A 17,534-nucleotide genomic window follows, 5' to 3' on the forward strand; every position below is an offset into this window, starting at 1 on the left:
CAGCTTTCTTTCAGAAAGCTTTTAGCTTCTGCCAGAACATTTCACACTCTTGCCAAGTTACTTCTCTTTGTTTCAACATAAATATTTTGCCGCATCTCTTCATTTTTAAGTGATGGTTGTACCTTCATCCGGCTGCTGCTCGCTGCTTTTCCGGTATAAAGAAGGAGAAGTTCCGACATATTTCCGAAACTTGCTGTGAAAATAATCCACGCTCGTATATCCGACCTTCTCGGCCACCTGATATACCTTCATGCCCTGCCGCAAGTATTGTTTGGCGTGCTCAATCCGCACTTTATCGAGATAAGTATTGAAATGGTCGCCGGTCGTATTTTTGAACGTCTTGCCCAAGTATGCAGGGGTGTAATTATAGACGGAGGCCAACGATTCCAGCCTCAAATTTTCGTTGAAATTACGGTGAATGAAATCCAGCAGAGCTGTCATATTCTGTTCTTGCGTGCGAACGTTCAGCGATTCTTTGACAGTATCCAGCAGCTCTTCGATATGTTTGTACAAATCCAGTAAAGTCCGCTGCTGGTAAATTAGAGCGATCCTATCGGTATAATCCTTCAACTTACTTCCAGGAATGGAACGGTTCAAAGACAGCCGGGACAGCAAGCTGCTCAGCAGTTCCGCAAAGTACCTTTTGACCTCCGCTTCTGCCGCGCCTGAAGCTACCCGCCACTCTCCTGCCGACCGAATCAGCGATTCCAGCGCCCCCTTATTACCGATATCTAACGCGTAATACATCTGATCCTCCAGATGTTTGGGCTCTTTAACCGAATCCTCCGGCAACCGAATAAGTTGTTCATTCTCTTCACTTAAAACGCTATCTTTCCCAATAAAAAATTCACGCATCAACAAATCCCGCGCAGCCTCATAGGATACCGGCACTTCACTCAAAGAGCGAACAAGCGGACCAAATGCAGCTGTCGCCTGCACGCCGGTTCCTTCCAAAACGGACGAAATTTCACCGTATAACTCCCTGCGCATCTGCTCCCCAAGAACAGGAGATTTCAGTAAAATTCCCGCTTGAAAATGTACCGTAAAAAGCACGCCTTTTCCGGAGAGCTCGAAATAATCGCCAATCCGCTTTTGGGCTTCCTCTAAAATAACGGTATCGTTTAGGTTCCCTCTCGGAATATAGCAATTAACCAGCATAACCTGATAATTCATCCATTTCAGGCCAAGTCTCTCCGCCGTCGTTTCCTGTCTCTGGCGATCTTCATCCCACGGCTCGGTCAAAAGCGTTTGGACAAAAATGTCGCGGGTCCACTTTTCCGATACATCATCCCATCGCCGCTTTTCCTGCTCCTCCGCATAATCGTCCCTAATTTTCTCCAGATAAGAAACCATCTCTTCCTCATCCACCGGTTTCAGCAAATAACCATCGGCTTTGTGCTCCATCGCTTTCTTGGCATAACTAAAATCCGCATATCCGCTTAATATCAGGATACGAAGCTTTTCGTCTTTTTCCCGCAACGTTTGAATCAGCTGCAAGCCGTCCATTTCCGGCATCCGCATATCCGCAACCACCAAATCCGGCTTGATTACTTCATATTTATCGATAGCTTCAAATCCGTTGGAAGCGGTAGCCGCTACTGTAAATCCGCAGGACTCCCAAGGAATCATCGCCATTAACCCTTCACGGACTTTAGGTTCGTCATCTACAATCAGCACCTTCAGCAAAATCGAGTCCCCCCTTCGGCCCAAATCCCATAGCATTTTACATCCTATTTATGAATAGGCCGGTAATCAAACCAATCGAAATATGCCGGTTCCAGGTTTTTCTTTCCATTGCCGGTAGCATACAGCACCATATACACACCCGTGAATTTTCCGCCAACCTCGGTAGAAAGGTAGTGAACCTCTCCCGAACCAACTTTTTTGTTATCTTTGCCTTCCCCTTCGGAATAACTGAAGCTGTAGGTATGGCTGTCGGCATCCAATCGCAGCAAAACGCTGGAGTTCTCATAATCGGTGCAATGCTCAATCTTCCATAAGGAGCCGATTCGTCTGCGAAAAATGATTTTTTTCTTTCCGGCGATCCGAGTCAGAGCAATTTCATAATGATGCTCACAGTTTAGAAAAATGCTTAAGCCCGCTTCCTCGCCGTCATTTTTCGGGTCAAACTCAAGCAGCGTTCGTGCGGAACACTCCATATGCTCTTGTCTTCTGCCCAGCCATGCCGAAGTTTCCTTATCGTCCAAATTGATTTCGTTCCCTCTCAGCGTCAAAAAACCTTTTTGTTCGTCTAATGACCAGAGCTCCGGATCAGGGTTATAAATAAAGTTCCATGAGTAGTCCAAACGGTTGGCCTCAAAGTCATCCCGAACCTCTCTTTCGGCAAATTTAACCTCCGGCAGGCAATCCGCCTCCATCTCCATATCAATCGTTCCATGGTTCCCGACGACAGGCCACAGATCATCATCCCATTTTACCGGAGCAAGAAACGTTTCTCTGCCTAAATGATGTCTGTCAGGGTAAGGAACGGGACGAATTCCGAGACAAACCGCCCACCAGTTCCCGTTATGATCCTGAATGAAATCCGCATGACCTGTAGCTTTAATAGGCAGAGGCATACTTCGGTTGCTTAGGACCGGATTTCTTGGACAAGGCTCATATGGCCCCCAAATGTTTTGGCTTCTCGCTCCCGTTATCATATGGCCCTGGGAAGTTCCGCCCTCCGAGATGAACAAATAATAGTATTCACCAATTTTGTACAAATGAGGTCCCTCGGGATCAGCGGCCCCCGTCCCTTTCCAAATGCTCACAGGATCGCCGAGCAGCCTGCCCGTATCCAAATCAATTTCGCACATATAAATACTTTCGGAAGTACCCGTGTAGTAAACCCGGCCATCCTCTCCAAAATAAAGCGAAGGGTCTATTCCCGGCAAATCGATCCATACCGGATCCGACCATTCCCCGTAAGGATCGTTTGTCCGTACCACGAAATTGCCGCCTTTGGCCAAGCCATAGGTGACATTGGTGGTAATGACGTAAAAATAGCCGTCATGATAACGGATGGTAGGAGCATAAATGCCCATACTGTTCGGAACCTCTTTGGTTAATTGGATTTGACTGTTCCGATTCAAACAATGTCCGATTTGCCGCCAATTTACCAAGTCCTTGCTATGAAAAATCGGAATACCCGGAAAGTATTCAAATGAGCTCGTCACCAGATAATAGTCCTCTCCTACTCGGCAAGCACTAGGATCAGGATGAAAGCCGGAAATAATCGGATTGTTGTATTTCATTCATTTTCTCTCCTATGCTCAAATTCCCACTAGAACGAGATTAAGAGTAAACATCATCATTCAAGAGGGGCGCTGCGTTCAGCTGTATTATATTTGATGTCTCGATCCGCAAGCCTTGATTTAAAGGTCCAAAAATAGCATAAGAAGGACATCCGTTCTTTTACATGCGGTTAAACAGGATAATCCGTCAGCGTCTTAGGATTTCTTACCTTTATTTACCTTCTCCATAAAATAAAAAAAGGGCCTATGATGAGTTCATCACAGGCCGTCAATTTTTGCGTTTTCTGGAAAATGTCCTGCGGTGTTCCTCCTCCCCCCCCAAATGTTGCTATTCCAAAGCCTTTACTTGGTCATAAATATCCGTGTATCCGATTTTGGCACGAGCATGTTATCGTTTTTTATGCTTCACTCGAAAAGGCGGCTCGTCTGGAACATAACCAATTAAACGCTGATTTTCACGATTCCATCACACTCTATTGAACATAAAAAAGCCGCCCATGAAAATGAGCGACTTTTTTCTTTAATATTCACTTACCTCGAAGGTTATTATTTTATCAAAAATTATGTAATCCCTCCTAGACTTGAACGGTCCTTTATTATTTTCGTGTTTATCAATTCCGAAAGAGATGGACCCATTGCCGGCCGCCTTCGCTTCGTACCAACTAATGAATTGATCTACCTCATTCATAGATAGATCAAATTCTTTTGTGGTGCCATTTATGAGCATTATATCAAGAATTGCCCGATTATCGTCGGGAGTTGTCGGTTGTTCCGGATCTGTGGGTTGTTCTGGAACTGTAGCTATTTTACTCATCATTTCCAATTCATCGATACTAACATATACCCCGCCATTATTGGCTGTCACATTGATACGATACTTTTTATATGGCGTCAGGTTTTCAAATGTATACTCTCTTATTTCTCCGCTAACCCAGCCTGTTTCATTACTTCGAGTATCAAGAATATCCCATGATTGATTTTGTTCATTCCAACCTTCAAAGGTCCAGTCTTTAGGAGCCCTATCTATATTCTCCGATAATCGCGGTGTGATATTCTTTATTGTATATTTAGAAATAACTTGAGGAGAAGCAAATTCGTATGCTAACCACCCTGTTGGAACCCGGGGCTCCCAAGTATCTTCATAAGATTGACTTGTGCTTCTATTGAAGGCCTTCCAGGCAGCATACATCGGGCCGTATTCCTGACTTGCTGACGCTGTACCACTTGGAGCAGTATAGTTCGTCATCTTAGGTATTAAGTTCTCTGAATATTGATCTTGGGCAGACCCAGCAGATATTTCTGGCGAGAAAATAATTGTTGCAAGTAACAAAATACTGGAGAAAATCACAGCGCTCTTTTTAATTAGTTTGGACATTTATCTTCCTCCTATATGGTGTATGTTTTTAGGGTACAAGAGGAAATTCTTTTTGTCTAAACATTAAATGAATAATTATGTAAATTACACTATATATTTCAATTTAATCAAATTATTAAACTATTTAATTGATTATTCATAAAAAGGAAAAAAAGGACATCGATTCAGTAAAGGGTTTGTCCCCCTGAAAACATCCTAAACGAAGCGACCTCATGACAAAGTCTACTCCTTGTTCGGCAAACGGTTAATCTCACGTAAACAAATAAACGGTGACGAGCCAAGCTGGTGAGTTTGAGTCCAATTCCTGCAAAAATACAGGTTTTTTCGGTGAAATGTGCCGATTGAATAGAAAACCTGCGAAAGTGCAGGAAATTAGCGGGGACATTCACCTATGCAAGCGATTAAGGTGTGAAAAAATGCACTTTTGCAGGAATTGAGATCATATCGCCGTCGTAAGAAGAAAAAGATGCATTTTTGCATTTCTGTAGTTTTTTAGCAACTTCCAGCATCCGGCCTTTCCATCCCTCCCCGTCTTTCAGTCTTCCAGCGACTACGCAATCGAGGCACGGTGAACGGGTTCAACGTCTGGAGATGATTTGTAAGGCCCGATGACCATTTGCTGTTCTTGTTCGTTGGACATACGAGCAAGGCCGTATAACCGGACGTACACCGCATTAGGCATTGCTCCAAACCGTGCAGTGACATTCAGACGCTTTGGTTTGAACAGGGGGGGACTCATGGGTTCATGTTTCCGCTCCGTTGTCGTTTGCCCCATTCGGCCGCCGATTTAAGGTGCAGGAATGACCTGTTGAGTGGCATCTGTACATCGTATGCGTTGAACACAATCTCATTCTCTAATATTAGCTAATCAAACAGGCTTGCTGTAATTGCGAACTATAGTTGCGAATCCCTTCTGAAATTACTTTACTAAATATAAACTTTACTAAATTTTTTTATTAAAAATAACAATAAATCGAGCATTTTTTATTTCAAATTAATATTAAACGCACTAGCCGTCCCCGTCTAACGCTTTTTTCGCACTTCTCCGCCAAAAAGAAAAAAATCATTTAGAACTCCTTGTATAATCAATGAAATTATCCTCACTATTCGCACCTTACCAATCGCCCATAGATGATTCTCACAAAAAATGGAGCGACCATCATTGTACAAAACCGGTTTATATGATATTTTGAAGGAAAGTGGTCTACAGGGGGAATCTTACATGTCAAACACATTGGCTGCGGTTACTTTCGGCGAACCGATGGTGATGTTCCGCGCCGACGAGATCGGCGAACTTCACGAAGCGGTTTCTTTCTCCAAGGCGCTGGCCGGAGCCGAAAGCAACGTGGCAACCGGTCTCTGCCGCCTTGGCCATCCGACCGGTTACGTTACTAAGCTGGGCCAAGACAGCTTTAGCCGATTTATTTTGGATGCCCAAAACCGGGAAGGGATCGATACTTCCGGCGTAACCTTCACTCCGGAACGGCCGACCGGCATGCTCTTGAAATCAAGGGTGCTCAGCGGAGATCCCAAAGTGGAGTATTTCCGCAAAGGCTCCGCCGCCTCTACCCTCAGCGTCGCCGAATTTGATCCGGCCTACTTTGCTTCGGCCGGTCATCTGCACGTCACGGGAATTTCCGCCGCGCTTTCGTCCTCCATGCTGGAATTTTCGCGCCACGCCATGGACTATATGAAGAGTTTAAACCGGACCGTATCGTTCGATCCTAATCTGCGCCCGGTGTTATGGAGCGACCGGGAGACGATGATTCGGACTATCAACGAATTGGCTGCCCGCGCCGACTGGTTCCTTCCCGGGATCGGCGAGGCGCGTCTATTGACGGGTCTGGAAGAGCCGGAGGAAATTGCCGATTTCTATCTTAAGCAAGGCGTATCGCTGGTTGTCATCAAAATGGGGCCTGGCGGTGCCTTTTACAAAACCGCTCAAGACTCCGCCTTTGTGCCCGGCTTCAAAGTGGCGCGGGTCGTGGACACGGTCGGCGCCGGGGACGGGTTTGCCGCCGGTGTCATCAGCGGCATGCTGGAGAAGCTGGACGTGCGATCGGCCGTTTCTAGAGGAAATGCGATCGGCGCGCTCGCAGTCATGTCGCCGGGAGACATGGACGGTCTGCCGAATAGAGCCGAGCTTGAGGCATTTATGGCCTCCGCCGCCACAGTCGGCTGAAGACGCCGGGTATTGGGATAGGTCCGCCACCGGCTTTCGGCCAATTCCGCCTTATTTCTGTTCGATCCCAATGGAACCCGGAAACACTCCGAATCAGCATGACAAACAAAAGGACTTTGACTTCCGCACGGCGGAGATCAAAGTCCTTTTTAAGTTCTGGCCGGCTTCATTTGGCGGCACGATAAATCCTACGGATTACACGCCCGCCCCGACCTTTTTCACCGACTCCCCGCGCCGCAACGCGGGCGGGAACCGGTATACAATCGGTACCTGCCCATCCATATCCTCGATCCCCGACAGGATGACCTTGGCGGCACGAACGCCGATTTCATGCGCGGGCTGGCAGATGGTCGTGATCACCGGATTGTAGATTTGGGCAAAATCGGCATCGTCGATTCCGATGACCGACAGCCTTTCCGGAATGGCGATCCCCAAGCGGTTCGACGCCTTAAGCAGCTCAGCCAGCACAATATCGTTGCCCGCGATCAGCGCCGTTGGCGGCTCCGGCAGCGCCATAAGCTCCGAAAGCCTCGCCGCGACCGCTTCCCCGGGCGTGCTCGCCAGGTATTCCTCTCTCAGCGGCAGCCCCGCTTCCCCCATTGCTTTGCGGAATCCGTCCAGCCGCTCCTTACGCGGGGTGATGCCCTGCTCCCCGAGCGGCAGCGTTATCATCCCGATCCGGGTATGCCCGCTGCGTACCAGCTCCTCTACCCCCAGCCTGGCCGCAGCGTCGTTGTCCAGCAGCAAGCTTTGCGTGCTGACGCCCTCAACCAAGCGGTCAATGAACGCAAACGGCACTTGCAGTTCGCTCAGCCGGCTGTAGGCCGATGATTGATGCCCCGTGGGAAATACGATCAGGCCGTCCACCTGCCGGGCCATCAGCGTCTCGATATAAAGCCCTTCCTTCTCCGGGTTCTCGTCGGCGTTGCAGATCAAAACCTGGATCCCGCGGCTCTGCAGCTCGCTTTCGATGGCCCTTACGCACTGAATGGAAAAGGTATAGTTGATATCGGCCACGATAACGCCGACAAGATGCGTCCGGTTCTGCTTCAAACTCCGGGCAAGGCCGTTCGGCCGGTAATTCAGTTCGTCGATCACTTCGGCGATCCGCTGCCGGGTCGCATCGCTCATATATTTGTATCGCTGGTTCAGATACTGGGAAACGGTGCTTTTGGATACGCCCGCCTTACGGGCGACATCGTCGATCGTCAGCTTTTTCATCACATCAATGCTCCGCTCTTTGCCATAAGATTATCCTTTTATGATAACACAGATCGAAGGCCAATTCCTTAAGGTAAAAGCGGAACACCGCTTGCCGCCGAATGCAAGTCGGCCTGATCCTTAAAAAGGCGGGGCTCGGCAGCGTTACGCATTTAGGGAGAATGTTCAAGCTGGTCACCGGTCACGCTCCGTTGTTCTGCGGAAAGGGGTAGACGAACGCTTTTTGATGAACAAAATTTTCACGTGTGCAAAACGTTTTTTTCTTGACATGCAGAGGGTTGGTTATATAAAATGAAAGCGTTAAATAAACTGTTTTGGAGCGGATTTTATGATTACGATCAAGGACATAGCCAGGGCGGCGGGCGTTTCGCATACCACCGTTTCCCGCGCTCTCAACGGCAACCCGCTGATTAAGCCGGATACGCGCGAACGTATTATGAAAATCGCTTCGGAAATGAATTACGTGCCCAATTACAATGCCAAAAGTCTGGTTACCAAACGCTCGCATACGATCGGGTTGTTTTTCTCCAGCATCCATCAAGGGACGTCCGCCAGCTTCCTGGTCGACGCCATCAAAGGCATCCATCAAGTGCTTGACGAGAATTACCTGCTTACGGTCAGCGGCATCGACAATATCGGCCATCTGGAGTCCATCAACCCTCGCCGTTATGACGGCATTCTGACGATGAGCCAAAGCGACATGGACAACGAATTTATTTATCACGTCAAAACGGCCGGCATCCCGTTGGTTGTTCTCAATCGTCATCTGGACGATCCGGCAATCACCAATGTAGCGGCGGATGACCGGAAAGGCGTCAAGGCCGCGGTCGACCACGCTTTTGCCATGGGACACCGAAAAATTGCTATTATTGAGGGCAAAACCGGGTTCAAGTCTTCATCCGAACGCAAACAAGGTTATTTGGACAGCCTGATTGCCAATAATCTGACGCTCGACCCGCTCTATTTTGCGCAAGGCGATTACAGCATTGAAAGCGGCTATGCGGCCATGCAGCGGCTTTTGTCGCTGCCCGAACGCCCCACCGCCGTCTTCTGCTGCAACGACGATATGGCGATCGGGGCGCTGAACGCCAGCTTTGATAACGGATTGGCCGTTCCGGGCGACCTGTCGTTGATCGGCTTCGACGACATCATGTTTGCGCAGTATACCAACCCTGCCTTGACCACAATTCGCAAATCCGTCGCGGAAATCAGCAAGGAGGGCACAAAACTGCTGATTCAACTTATGGAGCATCCGGACTCTCCTGCCGTACAGCGTTTAATAGAAACGGAACTGATTCGGCGCAGATCGGTCGCCCGCTTCCCTGAGCCTTGAAGATGACGGGTCAGGATAAACCGTTGGTTTAAAAAAAGAGATTCCCCTCTTTTTTTAGATATAAATGTTCACGTGTGCATTATCATTTCAAACGAAAAGGAGTTCTGATTTTCATGACAAGCACCCAGCTATCGCGCGCCGCGTTTCCCGACCTTCCCTCTTTTCCCGAGCGCGTCATCCAGTTCGGCGAAGGCAACTTTATGCGCGCTTTTGTCGATTGGCAGCTTCAGCAAATGAACAACCGCGGACTGTTCGGCGGCAGCGCGGTATTGGTTCAACCCATCGCCAAGGGCCCCAGCGCCCTGTTTGCCGAACAGGACCATCTGTACACGGTGCTGCTCAACGGGATTTTGAACGGCGAACTCGTCAATTCCAACGAAGTCATCTCCAGCGTTAGCCGTGTGCTCAATCCTTATAACGATTATGAAGCGTTCCTTGCCTTGGCAGAGGATGATCGATTGGAGTTTATCACCTCCAATACGACGGAAGCCGGCATCGCCTACCATCCCGGGGATAAAGCGGACGACGCTCCGCCCGTCAGCTTTCCCGGCAAGCTGACGGCACTGCTCCATCGGCGTTATCAGCTTGGCAAGAAGGGATTTGTCGTCATTCCCTGCGAGCTCATTGACCGCAACGGCGATAAGCTGCTGGAAATCGTAAAGCGGTACGCGGAGGAGTGGCGGCTCGGCGAAAACTTCCTGCGCTGGCTGAATGAAGAGAACACCTTCTGCTGCAGTCTGGTTGACCGGATCGTTCCCGGATATCCGCGGGCGCAGGAAACCGAACTGGAAGAGCGTCTCGGTTACCGCGACAATCTGATGGTAACGGCAGAACCGTTCCTGTTGTGGGTTATCGAGGGCCCGGAATCGCTCCGCGACTCCCTTCCGCTGGAAGAGGCCGGTCTCAACGTGGTCGTAACGCCGGATATGACCCCGTACCGGGAACGCAAAGTGCATCTGCTTAACGGGCCGCATACCGCCATGGTTCCGCTTGGGCTGCTGGCGGGTCTGGAAACGGTCGAGGAAGTAGTGACAAACGAAACCTTTTCCGTATTTGTACGCGAACTGCTTGACAATGAACTGATCCCCATGCTCGATTTGCCGTCGGAGGAGCTTAATGCTTATGCGCAAGCGGTGCTTGAACGGTTCCGGAACCCTTTTATCCGGCATGAACTTAAATCCATCGCCCTAAACAGCATTTCCAAATTCAAAACCCGTCTGCTGCCGCTGCTGCTCCGCTTCGTTTCCGAACGCGGCGAACTTCCGCCTTTGCTGACCTTGTCGTTTGCGGCGCTGCTGTACAGCTACCGGGGGGACCGGATTCCAAGACAAGACGGCACCGAGGTTATTGAAATATTCGACAAGGCCTGGACCGATCCGGCGGCGTTCGTGGAATTCATTTTAGGGGAAACAGCCCTATGGGGAATGGATTTGACGGCAGTTCCAGGGCTTACCGCGCGCTTAAGAGCGCAAATCGGCGAACTGGAAACGCAAGGCGCCCGGTCTGTTCTGCAACAACTGGTTTAGGAGAGTGAACGGCATGAGAACGTTAATGAAAATGAATGCGCGCGACAATGTCGCGGTTGCGCTTCGTCCCATCACCCAAGGGGAAGCCCTGGAAGCGGCCGGCGGCACACTGACGGCAGCGCAGGATATTTCCCAAGGGCACAAGATCGCTTTGACCGCTATTCCGGAAGGCGGGATCGTGGTCAAGTACGGTTATCCAATCGGTTACGCCACGGAAAACATCGCTGCCGGCCAGTGGGTGCACACCCACAACATAAGAACGACCCTAGCCGGTGAAGAACAATACGAATATGTGCCCGACTTGCATCCTGTCCGCTACCCCTCTCGAGATCTGACCTTTGACGGCTACCGCCGCAAAAACGGTAAGGTGGGGATTCGCAATGATTTGTTCATCGTGCCGACGGTCGGGTGCGTGAACGGCATGGCCGAGCAGATGCTGTCGGAGTTCAAGGCCAAACATCCGGATCTTGGCCCGTTTGACAACATCACGGTGCTGAAGCATCCTTACGGCTGCTCGCAGCTTGGCGACGACCACCGGATGACGCGCAGCATTCTGCTGGACGCGGTGCATCATCCCAACGCAGGCGGCGTGCTCGTCTTCGGGCTGGGCTGCGAGAACAACGTGGTTTCCGATTTCCGGCAGCTCCTGGGCAGCTTCGACGAATCCCGGGTCAAATTTCTGGTGGCCCAAGAAGTGGACAATGAAGTGGAAGCCGGAGCCCTCCTGCTGGAAGAACTGCATGAAGCCGCCCTTGGCGACGTTCGGGAACCGGTGCCGCTGAATGAATTGAACGTAGGCCTGAAATGCGGCGGTTCCGACGGTTTTTCGGGCATTACAGCCAATCCGCTGCTGGGCGCATTTTCCGACTTTCTGATCAGCCAAGGCGGCAGTTCGGTGTTGACCGAGGTGCCGGAAATGTTCGGTGCGGAAAAGATGCTGATGGCTCGCGCCGAAAACCGCGAGGTTTTTGAGAAAATCGTCTCGCTTATCAACAATTTCAAACAGTATTTCCTCTCTTATGGGGAACCTGTCTATGAGAACCCGTCTCCGGGAAATAAAGCCGGCGGAATCAGCACGCTGGAAGACAAGTCGCTAGGTTGCACGCAAAAGGCGGGTACCTCGGCGGTTGCTGACGTGCTGCAATACGGCGAAAAACTGAGAAAAAAGGGGCTCAGCCTGCTTCAAGCCCCGGGAAACGATCTTGTGGCGGCATCTGCTTTAGCTTCCGCCGATTGCCAGCTGGTTCTATTTACGACCGGGCGCGGTACCCCGTTTGGAAGTTTTGTGCCGACCGTCAAAATCGCGACGAACAACGATCTTTTCAACAAAAAGGGGCACTGGATGGATTTCAACGCCGGGCCTCTGCTGGAAACGCCCATGGAAGAAGTGCTTGAGCAATTTATAAACTATATCATTGAAGTCGCCAGCGGCCGAAAGACGCGCAACGAAGAAAACGAGGTTCGGGAGCTGGCCATCTTTAAAACGGGGGTAACGTTATGAGCACCGAATTTTTAAACGATCATTTTCTGCTGTCTACCGAGACGGCGCGCCATTTGTTTCATCAACATGCCAAAAATATGCCCATTGTCGATTATCACTGCCATCTTGACCCCAAGGAAATTTATGAAGACCGTCCTTTTGCCAACATAACCGAAGCCTGGTTGTATGGGGATCATTACAAATGGCGGCTTATGCGGGCAAACGGAATTCCGGAAAACCGGATTACCGGGGACGCCTCCGACTACGACAAATTTATGGCATGGGCCGTTACCGTACCCAAAACGGTCGGCAATCCGCTGTACAGCTGGACCCATTTGGAACTGCGCCGTTTCTTCGGGGTCGATACTCCGCTTAACGAGCAAACAGCTCCGGAAATTTGGGATAAAATAAACGCTAAGCTCGCGGAGCCGGCCTTTACCCGGCGCTCCCTGATCGCAGGCTCCAACGTTCGGGTGGTGTGCACCACGGACGACCCGGCCGACAGCCTCGAGTACCACCGGTTGCTGGCCGAGGAAGAGACACGTTTTGCGGTTTTCCCGACCTTCCGCCCCGACAAGGCGCTGAACATCGACGCTCCGGGATTCGCGGATTGGATCGGCCGGCTCGAGGCGGCCTCAGGCCGCAAAGCTTCCACCTTTGCCGAACTGACAAACATTTTGGAAGAACGTATCCGCTTTTTCCACGATCATGGCTGCCGCCTGTCCGATCATGCGCTTGATGTGCTGCGGTATCGGGCGGCCGACCGGGAAACCGTGGAGGCGATTTACGCCAAGCGCCTTTCCGGCGCGGAGTTGTCCGAAGATGAAGTGACCGAATACCGAACCGAACTGCTGATTCAATTGATCGCCATGTACGAAAAACAAGGCTGGACCATGCAGCTTCACCTGCACGCTTACCGAAACAACAACACGCCTATGTTCCAGAAGCTAGGGCCGGATACCGGATACGACGGCATAAACGACCTCTCGATCACCGCGTCCCTGTCAAAGCTGCTGGACCGCGCCGAAAGCGGCTCGGGATTGCCGAAAACGATCCTCTATTCGCTGAATCCCGGCGATTATCCGGCGCTGCTGGCGCTAATGGGCTGTTATCAAAAAGAAATTCCCGGCAAACTGCAGCTCGGCTCCGGCTGGTGGTTCAACGATACCCGCGACGGCATGAGACGGCAAATGACGCTGCTTGCCGACAACGGCTTGCTGTCCCGCTTTGTCGGCATGCTGACCGATTCGCGCAGCTTCCTGTCCTATACGCGCCACGAATACTTCCGGCGGGTGCTGTGCGAGTGGATCGGAGAATTGGCAGAGCGGGGCGAAGCGCCCGACGATTTGAAACTGCTGGGTGAAATGGCGGAGGATATTGCGTACCGCAACGCGGCTTCGTATTTCGGCTTCAACCGCTAGACCGGATCTAACCAAAAAGGAAGCAGAGGATCGGCTTATCCGCCTGTCCGTCTGCTTCCTTTTTTACTTATATTGGTCCGGCTTTAACCGCGCAGCGCCCGGTACTTGGCCACGTAGGCCGCCGCCAATTCCGTGATTTTGTTATACTGCCCCTGCTTCGCCGGAGCGGTCAGATTGCCGCCGATCCCCACGGCGATACAGCCGGCCTTCAGCCAATGCTCCATGTTTTCAAGGTCAACGCCGCCCGTCGGCATGATGCTGATGTGCGGCATTGGGCCTTTAACCGCCTTGACGAAATCGGGACCAAAGGCGCTGCCCGGGAACAGTTTCAGAACGTCAACCCCGAGTTTTAACGCCTCCTTGATTTCGCCCAGCGTCAGAACGCCCGGCATATACGGGATGCCGTACAGGTTGCACATTTGCGCCGTCTCCTTGTCAAACGACGGACTTACCACAAATTCCGCCCCCGCGAGAATGGCAATCCGGGCCGTAACCGGATCAAGCACGGTGCCGGCGCCGATGACCGCCCGGTCCCCGTATTCCGCAACGAGCCGGCGGATCGCTTCTTCGGCGCCCGGCGTCGTGAACGTTACCTCTATGTTGATCAGACCGCCTTCAATGCAGGCCGCCGACATTTTGCAAGCTTCTTCCGCGTTTTCCGCTCGGATGACCGCCACTACACCGCACTCTTTCAGACTTCCCAGGACTTTTAATTTTTTCATGACTTTCTTCTCCTTTGCCTTGATGGAATGAGTTTCGATCAATAATAAATTTTACTAAATATTTTTATCCATTTCGGAAAATCACTGCGATTTTTTTCATCAATTTGATACTAACATAATTACCGCTAACGTCAATGTTTTTTCCGTTTTATGTTGACCCATACGGCATTGCATCAGTCTTGCGTAAGACTTGACGTAAAGATGGCCATTATACAAAACCGATTTATTTATCTATGCCCATTTCCCGAATATCCACGGTATTAAACCACTCACCATCCACCATAAACCGTCCGGTTTCCTGATCTAACCGCTCAATCACCCCTATCACGCGAGCGTCGTCAATTTCGTCAAACATACGTATGTTAACCGACGTTTTTGTTCGGAAGGTTTCAAAGAGAAAACGCAAAATTTGTTCATTAAGCAGCGAGCGAACACGGGCATCTGACATCTTCATTAAATCTCCTCCTCAATAGTGCTGGGCCTTTTCGATTTTGATTGAGCTAAGCGCACGGGCGGTCCAAGTGATGTATCCCTTTTGATTGAGGCTATCCAGTGTCTGCTCAATTTTGGCGTACTTGCGGCCTGTCATATGTTCCAGCTCCGTCTGCGTGGGGTTGCGGCGATGACGCAGGCCGAAATTATATAAGATTCTTAACAACTTCCGTTCGGAATCAGAAAGCATACTCCATCACCTCAATATATCGAACATATGTTTGTATTATATGCGAATATACATTCGATTAACAATTAAAAAAAATAACATCTTGGCTAGAAACCTTGATGATTATTCCGTTTTTAAATTTCTCAATTCCTCAATCAAGGTAATATGATCAAAAGACTACCTTGACAGTCACAGTAGTATGTCGTATTATGCATTTGTAGAGGTGATCCTATGAGTGATAACAAAATCACATCCGACCTGCTGCGCGGACACAGCGACACGATGATTTTACGGCTATTATCCGAATCCGACCGCTACGGGTACGAAATTGTCAAGCTGATTGCCGAGCGATCGGGCGGCGAGTATGAATTAAAGGAAGCCACGATGTACTCCAGTGTCCGGAGGCTTGAAGCAGACGGTGATATCGAGTGGTATTGGGGCGATGAATCTCAGGGAGGACGGCGCAAGTATTTTCGGATTACCGAAAAGGGCAAGGCTGCTTACGCCCGCAACAAAAGCAATTGGGAGTATGCAAAACGCGTGCTTGATAACCTATTGTAAAGGAGATTTGATGGTATGAATGAGAAATTGACCCATTATTTAAACGGCGTTTTTGCGCCATACGACGGGGTAAAAAGCGTCAGTGAATTAAAAGCCGACCTGCACTTGGATTTGCAGGAACGGTTTCGTGAACTCAAAGCCGAGGGCAAAGACGATGAAACGGCTTTTGAGATGACCATTGACAGCATCGGCGACATTGAGCAAACGGTACTCGAGGTCGCAAACCTCTCCCGCTCGCTGGAACGGCAAATGCAGATAAACCTCCGTGCGATCGATCTTCAAGAGAGTGACTTCGCGGGCGTTACTTTACACAAAGGGGAATTCAAAGCGGCCGCCTTGCGCAAAGCCGACTTTTCCGGCGCCGACATGACCGGTACCTCGTTTGCAGTCAGCGATGCGCGTGAAGCCAATTTTGACGGCGCAAATCTGACAGACTGCAGCTTTTCCATCACTGACCTCGCGAATGCGAGCTTCCGAAAATCCATCCTTGTACGTACCGACTTCAACAAGTCGTCGTTAGACGGAACCAAATTTGTCGATGTTAAACTGACCGACGTGAAGTTCACCATCGCCGACCTTAAAAACACAATCTTTGAAAGCTGTATCTTTAACGGTGTGGACTTCACAAAGTCCGACCTGCGAGGAATGCGTTTTGACGGATATACCTTCATCGGCGTCAAGTTTGACAAATCCGCACTGAACAACGCTTCGTTTAGTGGAGCGACACTCAAGAACGTCTCATTCCGTCTGCCTTTTTCCATGACCAACAAATCTTACAACGACTTCAAAACGGTCAGCTTTGACGGAGCGACGATGGATAAGTTGACCTATGCTGCGCTTAAAGGCTTATGGGTCGTAGATTTGTCAAAAGTTACGGTTATCTAACTTATTGCAAAGGAGATTTGATGGTATGAATGAGAAATTGACCCATTATTTAAACGGCGTTTTTGCGCCATACGACGGAGTAAAAAGCGTCAGCGAATTAAAAGCCGACCTGCACTTGGATTTGCAGGAACGGTTTCGTGAACTCAAAGCCGAGGGCAAAGACGATGAAACGGCTTTTGAGATGACCATTGACAGCATCGGCGACATTGAGCAAACGGTACTCGAGGTCGCAAACCTCTCCCGCTCGCTGGAACGGCAAATGCAGATAAACCTCCGTGCGATCGATCTTCAAGAGAGTGACTTCGCGGGCGTTACTTTACACAAAGGGGAATTCAAAGCGGCCGCCTTGCGCAAAGCCGACTTTTCCGGCGCCGACATGACCGGTACCTCGTTTGCAGTCAGCGATGCGCGTGAAGCCAATTTTGACGGCGCAAATCTGACAGACTGCAGCTTTTCCATCACTGACCTCGCGAATGCGAGCTTCCGAAAATCCATCCTTGTACGTACCGACTTCAACAAGTCGTCGTTAGACGGAACCAAATTTGTCGATGTTAAACTGACCGACGTGAAGTTCACCATCGCCGACCTTAAAAACACAATCTTTGAAAGCTGTATCTTTAACGGTGTGGACTTCACAAAGTCCGACCTGCGAGGAATGCGTTTTGACGGATATACCTTCATCGGCGTCAAGTTTGACAAATCCGCACTGAACAACGCTTCGTTTAGTGGAGCGACACTCAAGAACGTCTCATTCCGTCTGCCTTTTTCCATGACCAACAAATCTTACAACGACTTCAAAACGGTCAGCTTTGACGGAGCGACGATGGATAAGTTGACCTATGCTGCGCTTAAAGGCTTATGGGTCGTAGATTTGTCAAAAGTTACGGTTATCTAACTTATTGCAAAGGAGATT

The 17,534-nt window shown here is 50.0% G+C and carries 15 protein-coding genes; 8 read left to right on the top strand and 7 right to left on the bottom strand.

What is annotated here, in order from left to right:
* Positions 1-105: 105 nt before the first annotated feature.
* From ACI48K_RS14380 to ACI48K_RS14390, 3 genes are all read right to left on the bottom strand, one after another.
* The gene (locus tag ACI48K_RS14380; protein WP_475028357.1) at positions 106-1,677 is read right to left on the bottom strand and encodes a response regulator; all 1,572 of its coding nucleotides are present in this window, start codon (positions 1,675-1,677) and stop codon (positions 106-108) included.
* A gap of 53 nt (positions 1,678-1,730) precedes the next feature.
* The gene (locus ACI48K_RS14385) at positions 1,731-3,254 is read right to left on the bottom strand and encodes a glycoside hydrolase family 43 protein (protein ID WP_475028284.1); all 1,524 of its coding nucleotides are present in this window, start codon (positions 3,252-3,254) and stop codon (positions 1,731-1,733) included.
* Positions 3,255-3,774: 520 nt separating this feature from the next.
* Positions 3,775-4,629, bottom strand: coding sequence for a discoidin domain-containing protein (locus tag ACI48K_RS14390; RefSeq protein ID WP_475028285.1), 855 nt, complete (start codon positions 4,627-4,629; stop codon positions 3,775-3,777).
* Between the two features lie 1,222 nt (positions 4,630-5,851).
* Between ACI48K_RS14390 and ACI48K_RS14395 the strand changes: the two genes are divergently transcribed.
* Positions 5,852-6,811, top strand: a complete 960-nt coding sequence (locus ACI48K_RS14395) for a sugar kinase (protein WP_475028286.1) — start codon at positions 5,852-5,854, stop codon at positions 6,809-6,811.
* Between the two features lie 195 nt (positions 6,812-7,006).
* Here ACI48K_RS14395 and ACI48K_RS14400 read toward each other — a convergent pair whose 3' ends face one another.
* Positions 7,007-8,032: a LacI family DNA-binding transcriptional regulator gene (locus ACI48K_RS14400; RefSeq protein ID WP_475028358.1), complete on the bottom strand. Its 1,026-nt coding sequence runs from the start codon at positions 8,030-8,032 to the stop codon at positions 7,007-7,009.
* Positions 8,033-8,360: 328 nt separating this feature from the next.
* Between ACI48K_RS14400 and ACI48K_RS14405 the strand changes: the two genes are divergently transcribed.
* From ACI48K_RS14405 to uxaC, 4 genes are all read left to right on the top strand, one after another.
* On the top strand, positions 8,361-9,365 hold the full coding sequence (locus tag ACI48K_RS14405) for a LacI family DNA-binding transcriptional regulator (protein WP_475028287.1): 1,005 nt from the start codon (positions 8,361-8,363) through the stop codon (positions 9,363-9,365).
* 113 nt (positions 9,366-9,478) lie between these two features.
* Entirely contained in the window at positions 9,479-10,891 is a 1,413-nt protein-coding gene (locus ACI48K_RS14410; RefSeq protein ID WP_475028288.1) for a tagaturonate reductase, read from the top strand.
* A 13-nt stretch (positions 10,892-10,904) separates the two neighbouring features.
* Complete coding sequence (locus tag ACI48K_RS14415) at positions 10,905-12,392, top strand: UxaA family hydrolase (RefSeq protein WP_475028289.1); 1,488 nt, start codon at positions 10,905-10,907, stop codon at positions 12,390-12,392.
* Positions 12,389-13,792 carry a glucuronate isomerase gene (gene uxaC / locus ACI48K_RS14420; protein ID WP_475028290.1) on the top strand — a complete coding sequence of 468 codons (1,404 nt, stop codon included), beginning with the start codon at positions 12,389-12,391 and terminating at the stop codon, positions 13,790-13,792. The genes ACI48K_RS14415 and uxaC overlap by 4 nt, the downstream gene beginning before the upstream one ends.
* 83 nt (positions 13,793-13,875) lie before the next feature.
* Here uxaC and ACI48K_RS14425 read toward each other — a convergent pair whose 3' ends face one another.
* The 3 genes from ACI48K_RS14425 to ACI48K_RS14435 all read right to left on the bottom strand — a co-directional run bounded on the left by ACI48K_RS14425 (position 13,876) and on the right by ACI48K_RS14435 (position 15,196).
* Positions 13,876-14,514 (bottom strand): bifunctional 2-keto-4-hydroxyglutarate aldolase/2-keto-3-deoxy-6-phosphogluconate aldolase, encoded by a 639-nt coding sequence (locus ACI48K_RS14425; protein WP_475028291.1) that lies wholly within the window; start codon positions 14,512-14,514, stop codon positions 13,876-13,878.
* Positions 14,515-14,737: 223 nt separating this feature from the next.
* Positions 14,738-14,968, bottom strand: coding sequence for a hypothetical protein (locus ACI48K_RS14430; RefSeq protein WP_475028292.1), 231 nt, complete (start codon positions 14,966-14,968; stop codon positions 14,738-14,740).
* A gap of 12 nt (positions 14,969-14,980) precedes the next feature.
* Entirely contained in the window at positions 14,981-15,196 is a 216-nt protein-coding gene (locus tag ACI48K_RS14435) for a hypothetical protein (RefSeq protein WP_475028293.1), read from the bottom strand.
* Between the two features lie 210 nt (positions 15,197-15,406).
* Between ACI48K_RS14435 and ACI48K_RS14440 the strand changes: the two genes are divergently transcribed.
* Genes ACI48K_RS14440 through ACI48K_RS14450 form a run of 3 tightly spaced genes read left to right on the top strand, consistent with a single transcriptional unit; the run spans position 15,407 to position 17,516 of the window.
* Positions 15,407-15,736, top strand: a complete 330-nt coding sequence (locus tag ACI48K_RS14440) for a PadR family transcriptional regulator (RefSeq protein WP_475028294.1) — start codon at positions 15,407-15,409, stop codon at positions 15,734-15,736.
* Positions 15,737-15,751: 15 nt separating this feature from the next.
* Positions 15,752-16,621 carry a pentapeptide repeat-containing protein gene (locus tag ACI48K_RS14445; RefSeq protein WP_475028295.1) on the top strand — a complete coding sequence of 290 codons (870 nt, stop codon included), beginning with the start codon at positions 15,752-15,754 and terminating at the stop codon, positions 16,619-16,621.
* A 25-nt stretch (positions 16,622-16,646) separates the two neighbouring features.
* Positions 16,647-17,516, top strand: coding sequence for a pentapeptide repeat-containing protein (locus tag ACI48K_RS14450; RefSeq protein ID WP_475028295.1), 870 nt, complete (start codon positions 16,647-16,649; stop codon positions 17,514-17,516).
* Positions 17,517-17,534 lie beyond the last annotated feature (18 nt).

The sequence above is a fragment of the Paenibacillus terrisolis genome, from assembly GCF_056171975.1.

Coding starts and splice junctions, on each gene's coding strand:
- ACI48K_RS14385 (WP_475028284.1), bottom strand. CDS start 3,254: ATGAAATACAACAATCCGATTATTTCCGGCTTTCATCCTGATCCTAGT.
- ACI48K_RS14390 (WP_475028285.1), bottom strand. CDS start 4,629: ATGTCCAAACTAATTAAAAAGAGCGCTGTGATTTTCTCCAGTATTTTG.
- ACI48K_RS14395 (WP_475028286.1), top strand. CDS start 5,852: ATGTCAAACACATTGGCTGCGGTTACTTTCGGCGAACCGATGGTGATG.
- ACI48K_RS14400 (WP_475028358.1), bottom strand. CDS start 8,032: ATGAAAAAGCTGACGATCGACGATGTCGCCCGTAAGGCGGGCGTATCC.
- ACI48K_RS14405 (WP_475028287.1), top strand. CDS start 8,361: ATGATTACGATCAAGGACATAGCCAGGGCGGCGGGCGTTTCGCATACC.
- ACI48K_RS14410 (WP_475028288.1), top strand. CDS start 9,479: ATGACAAGCACCCAGCTATCGCGCGCCGCGTTTCCCGACCTTCCCTCT.
- ACI48K_RS14415 (WP_475028289.1), top strand. CDS start 10,905: ATGAGAACGTTAATGAAAATGAATGCGCGCGACAATGTCGCGGTTGCG.
- uxaC (WP_475028290.1), top strand. CDS start 12,389: ATGAGCACCGAATTTTTAAACGATCATTTTCTGCTGTCTACCGAGACG.
- ACI48K_RS14425 (WP_475028291.1), bottom strand. CDS start 14,514: ATGAAAAAATTAAAAGTCCTGGGAAGTCTGAAAGAGTGCGGTGTAGTG.
- ACI48K_RS14430 (WP_475028292.1), bottom strand. CDS start 14,968: ATGAAGATGTCAGATGCCCGTGTTCGCTCGCTGCTTAATGAACAAATT.
- ACI48K_RS14435 (WP_475028293.1), bottom strand. CDS start 15,196: ATGCTTTCTGATTCCGAACGGAAGTTGTTAAGAATCTTATATAATTTC.
- ACI48K_RS14440 (WP_475028294.1), top strand. CDS start 15,407: ATGAGTGATAACAAAATCACATCCGACCTGCTGCGCGGACACAGCGAC.
- ACI48K_RS14445 (WP_475028295.1), top strand. CDS start 15,752: ATGAATGAGAAATTGACCCATTATTTAAACGGCGTTTTTGCGCCATAC.
- ACI48K_RS14450 (WP_475028295.1), top strand. CDS start 16,647: ATGAATGAGAAATTGACCCATTATTTAAACGGCGTTTTTGCGCCATAC.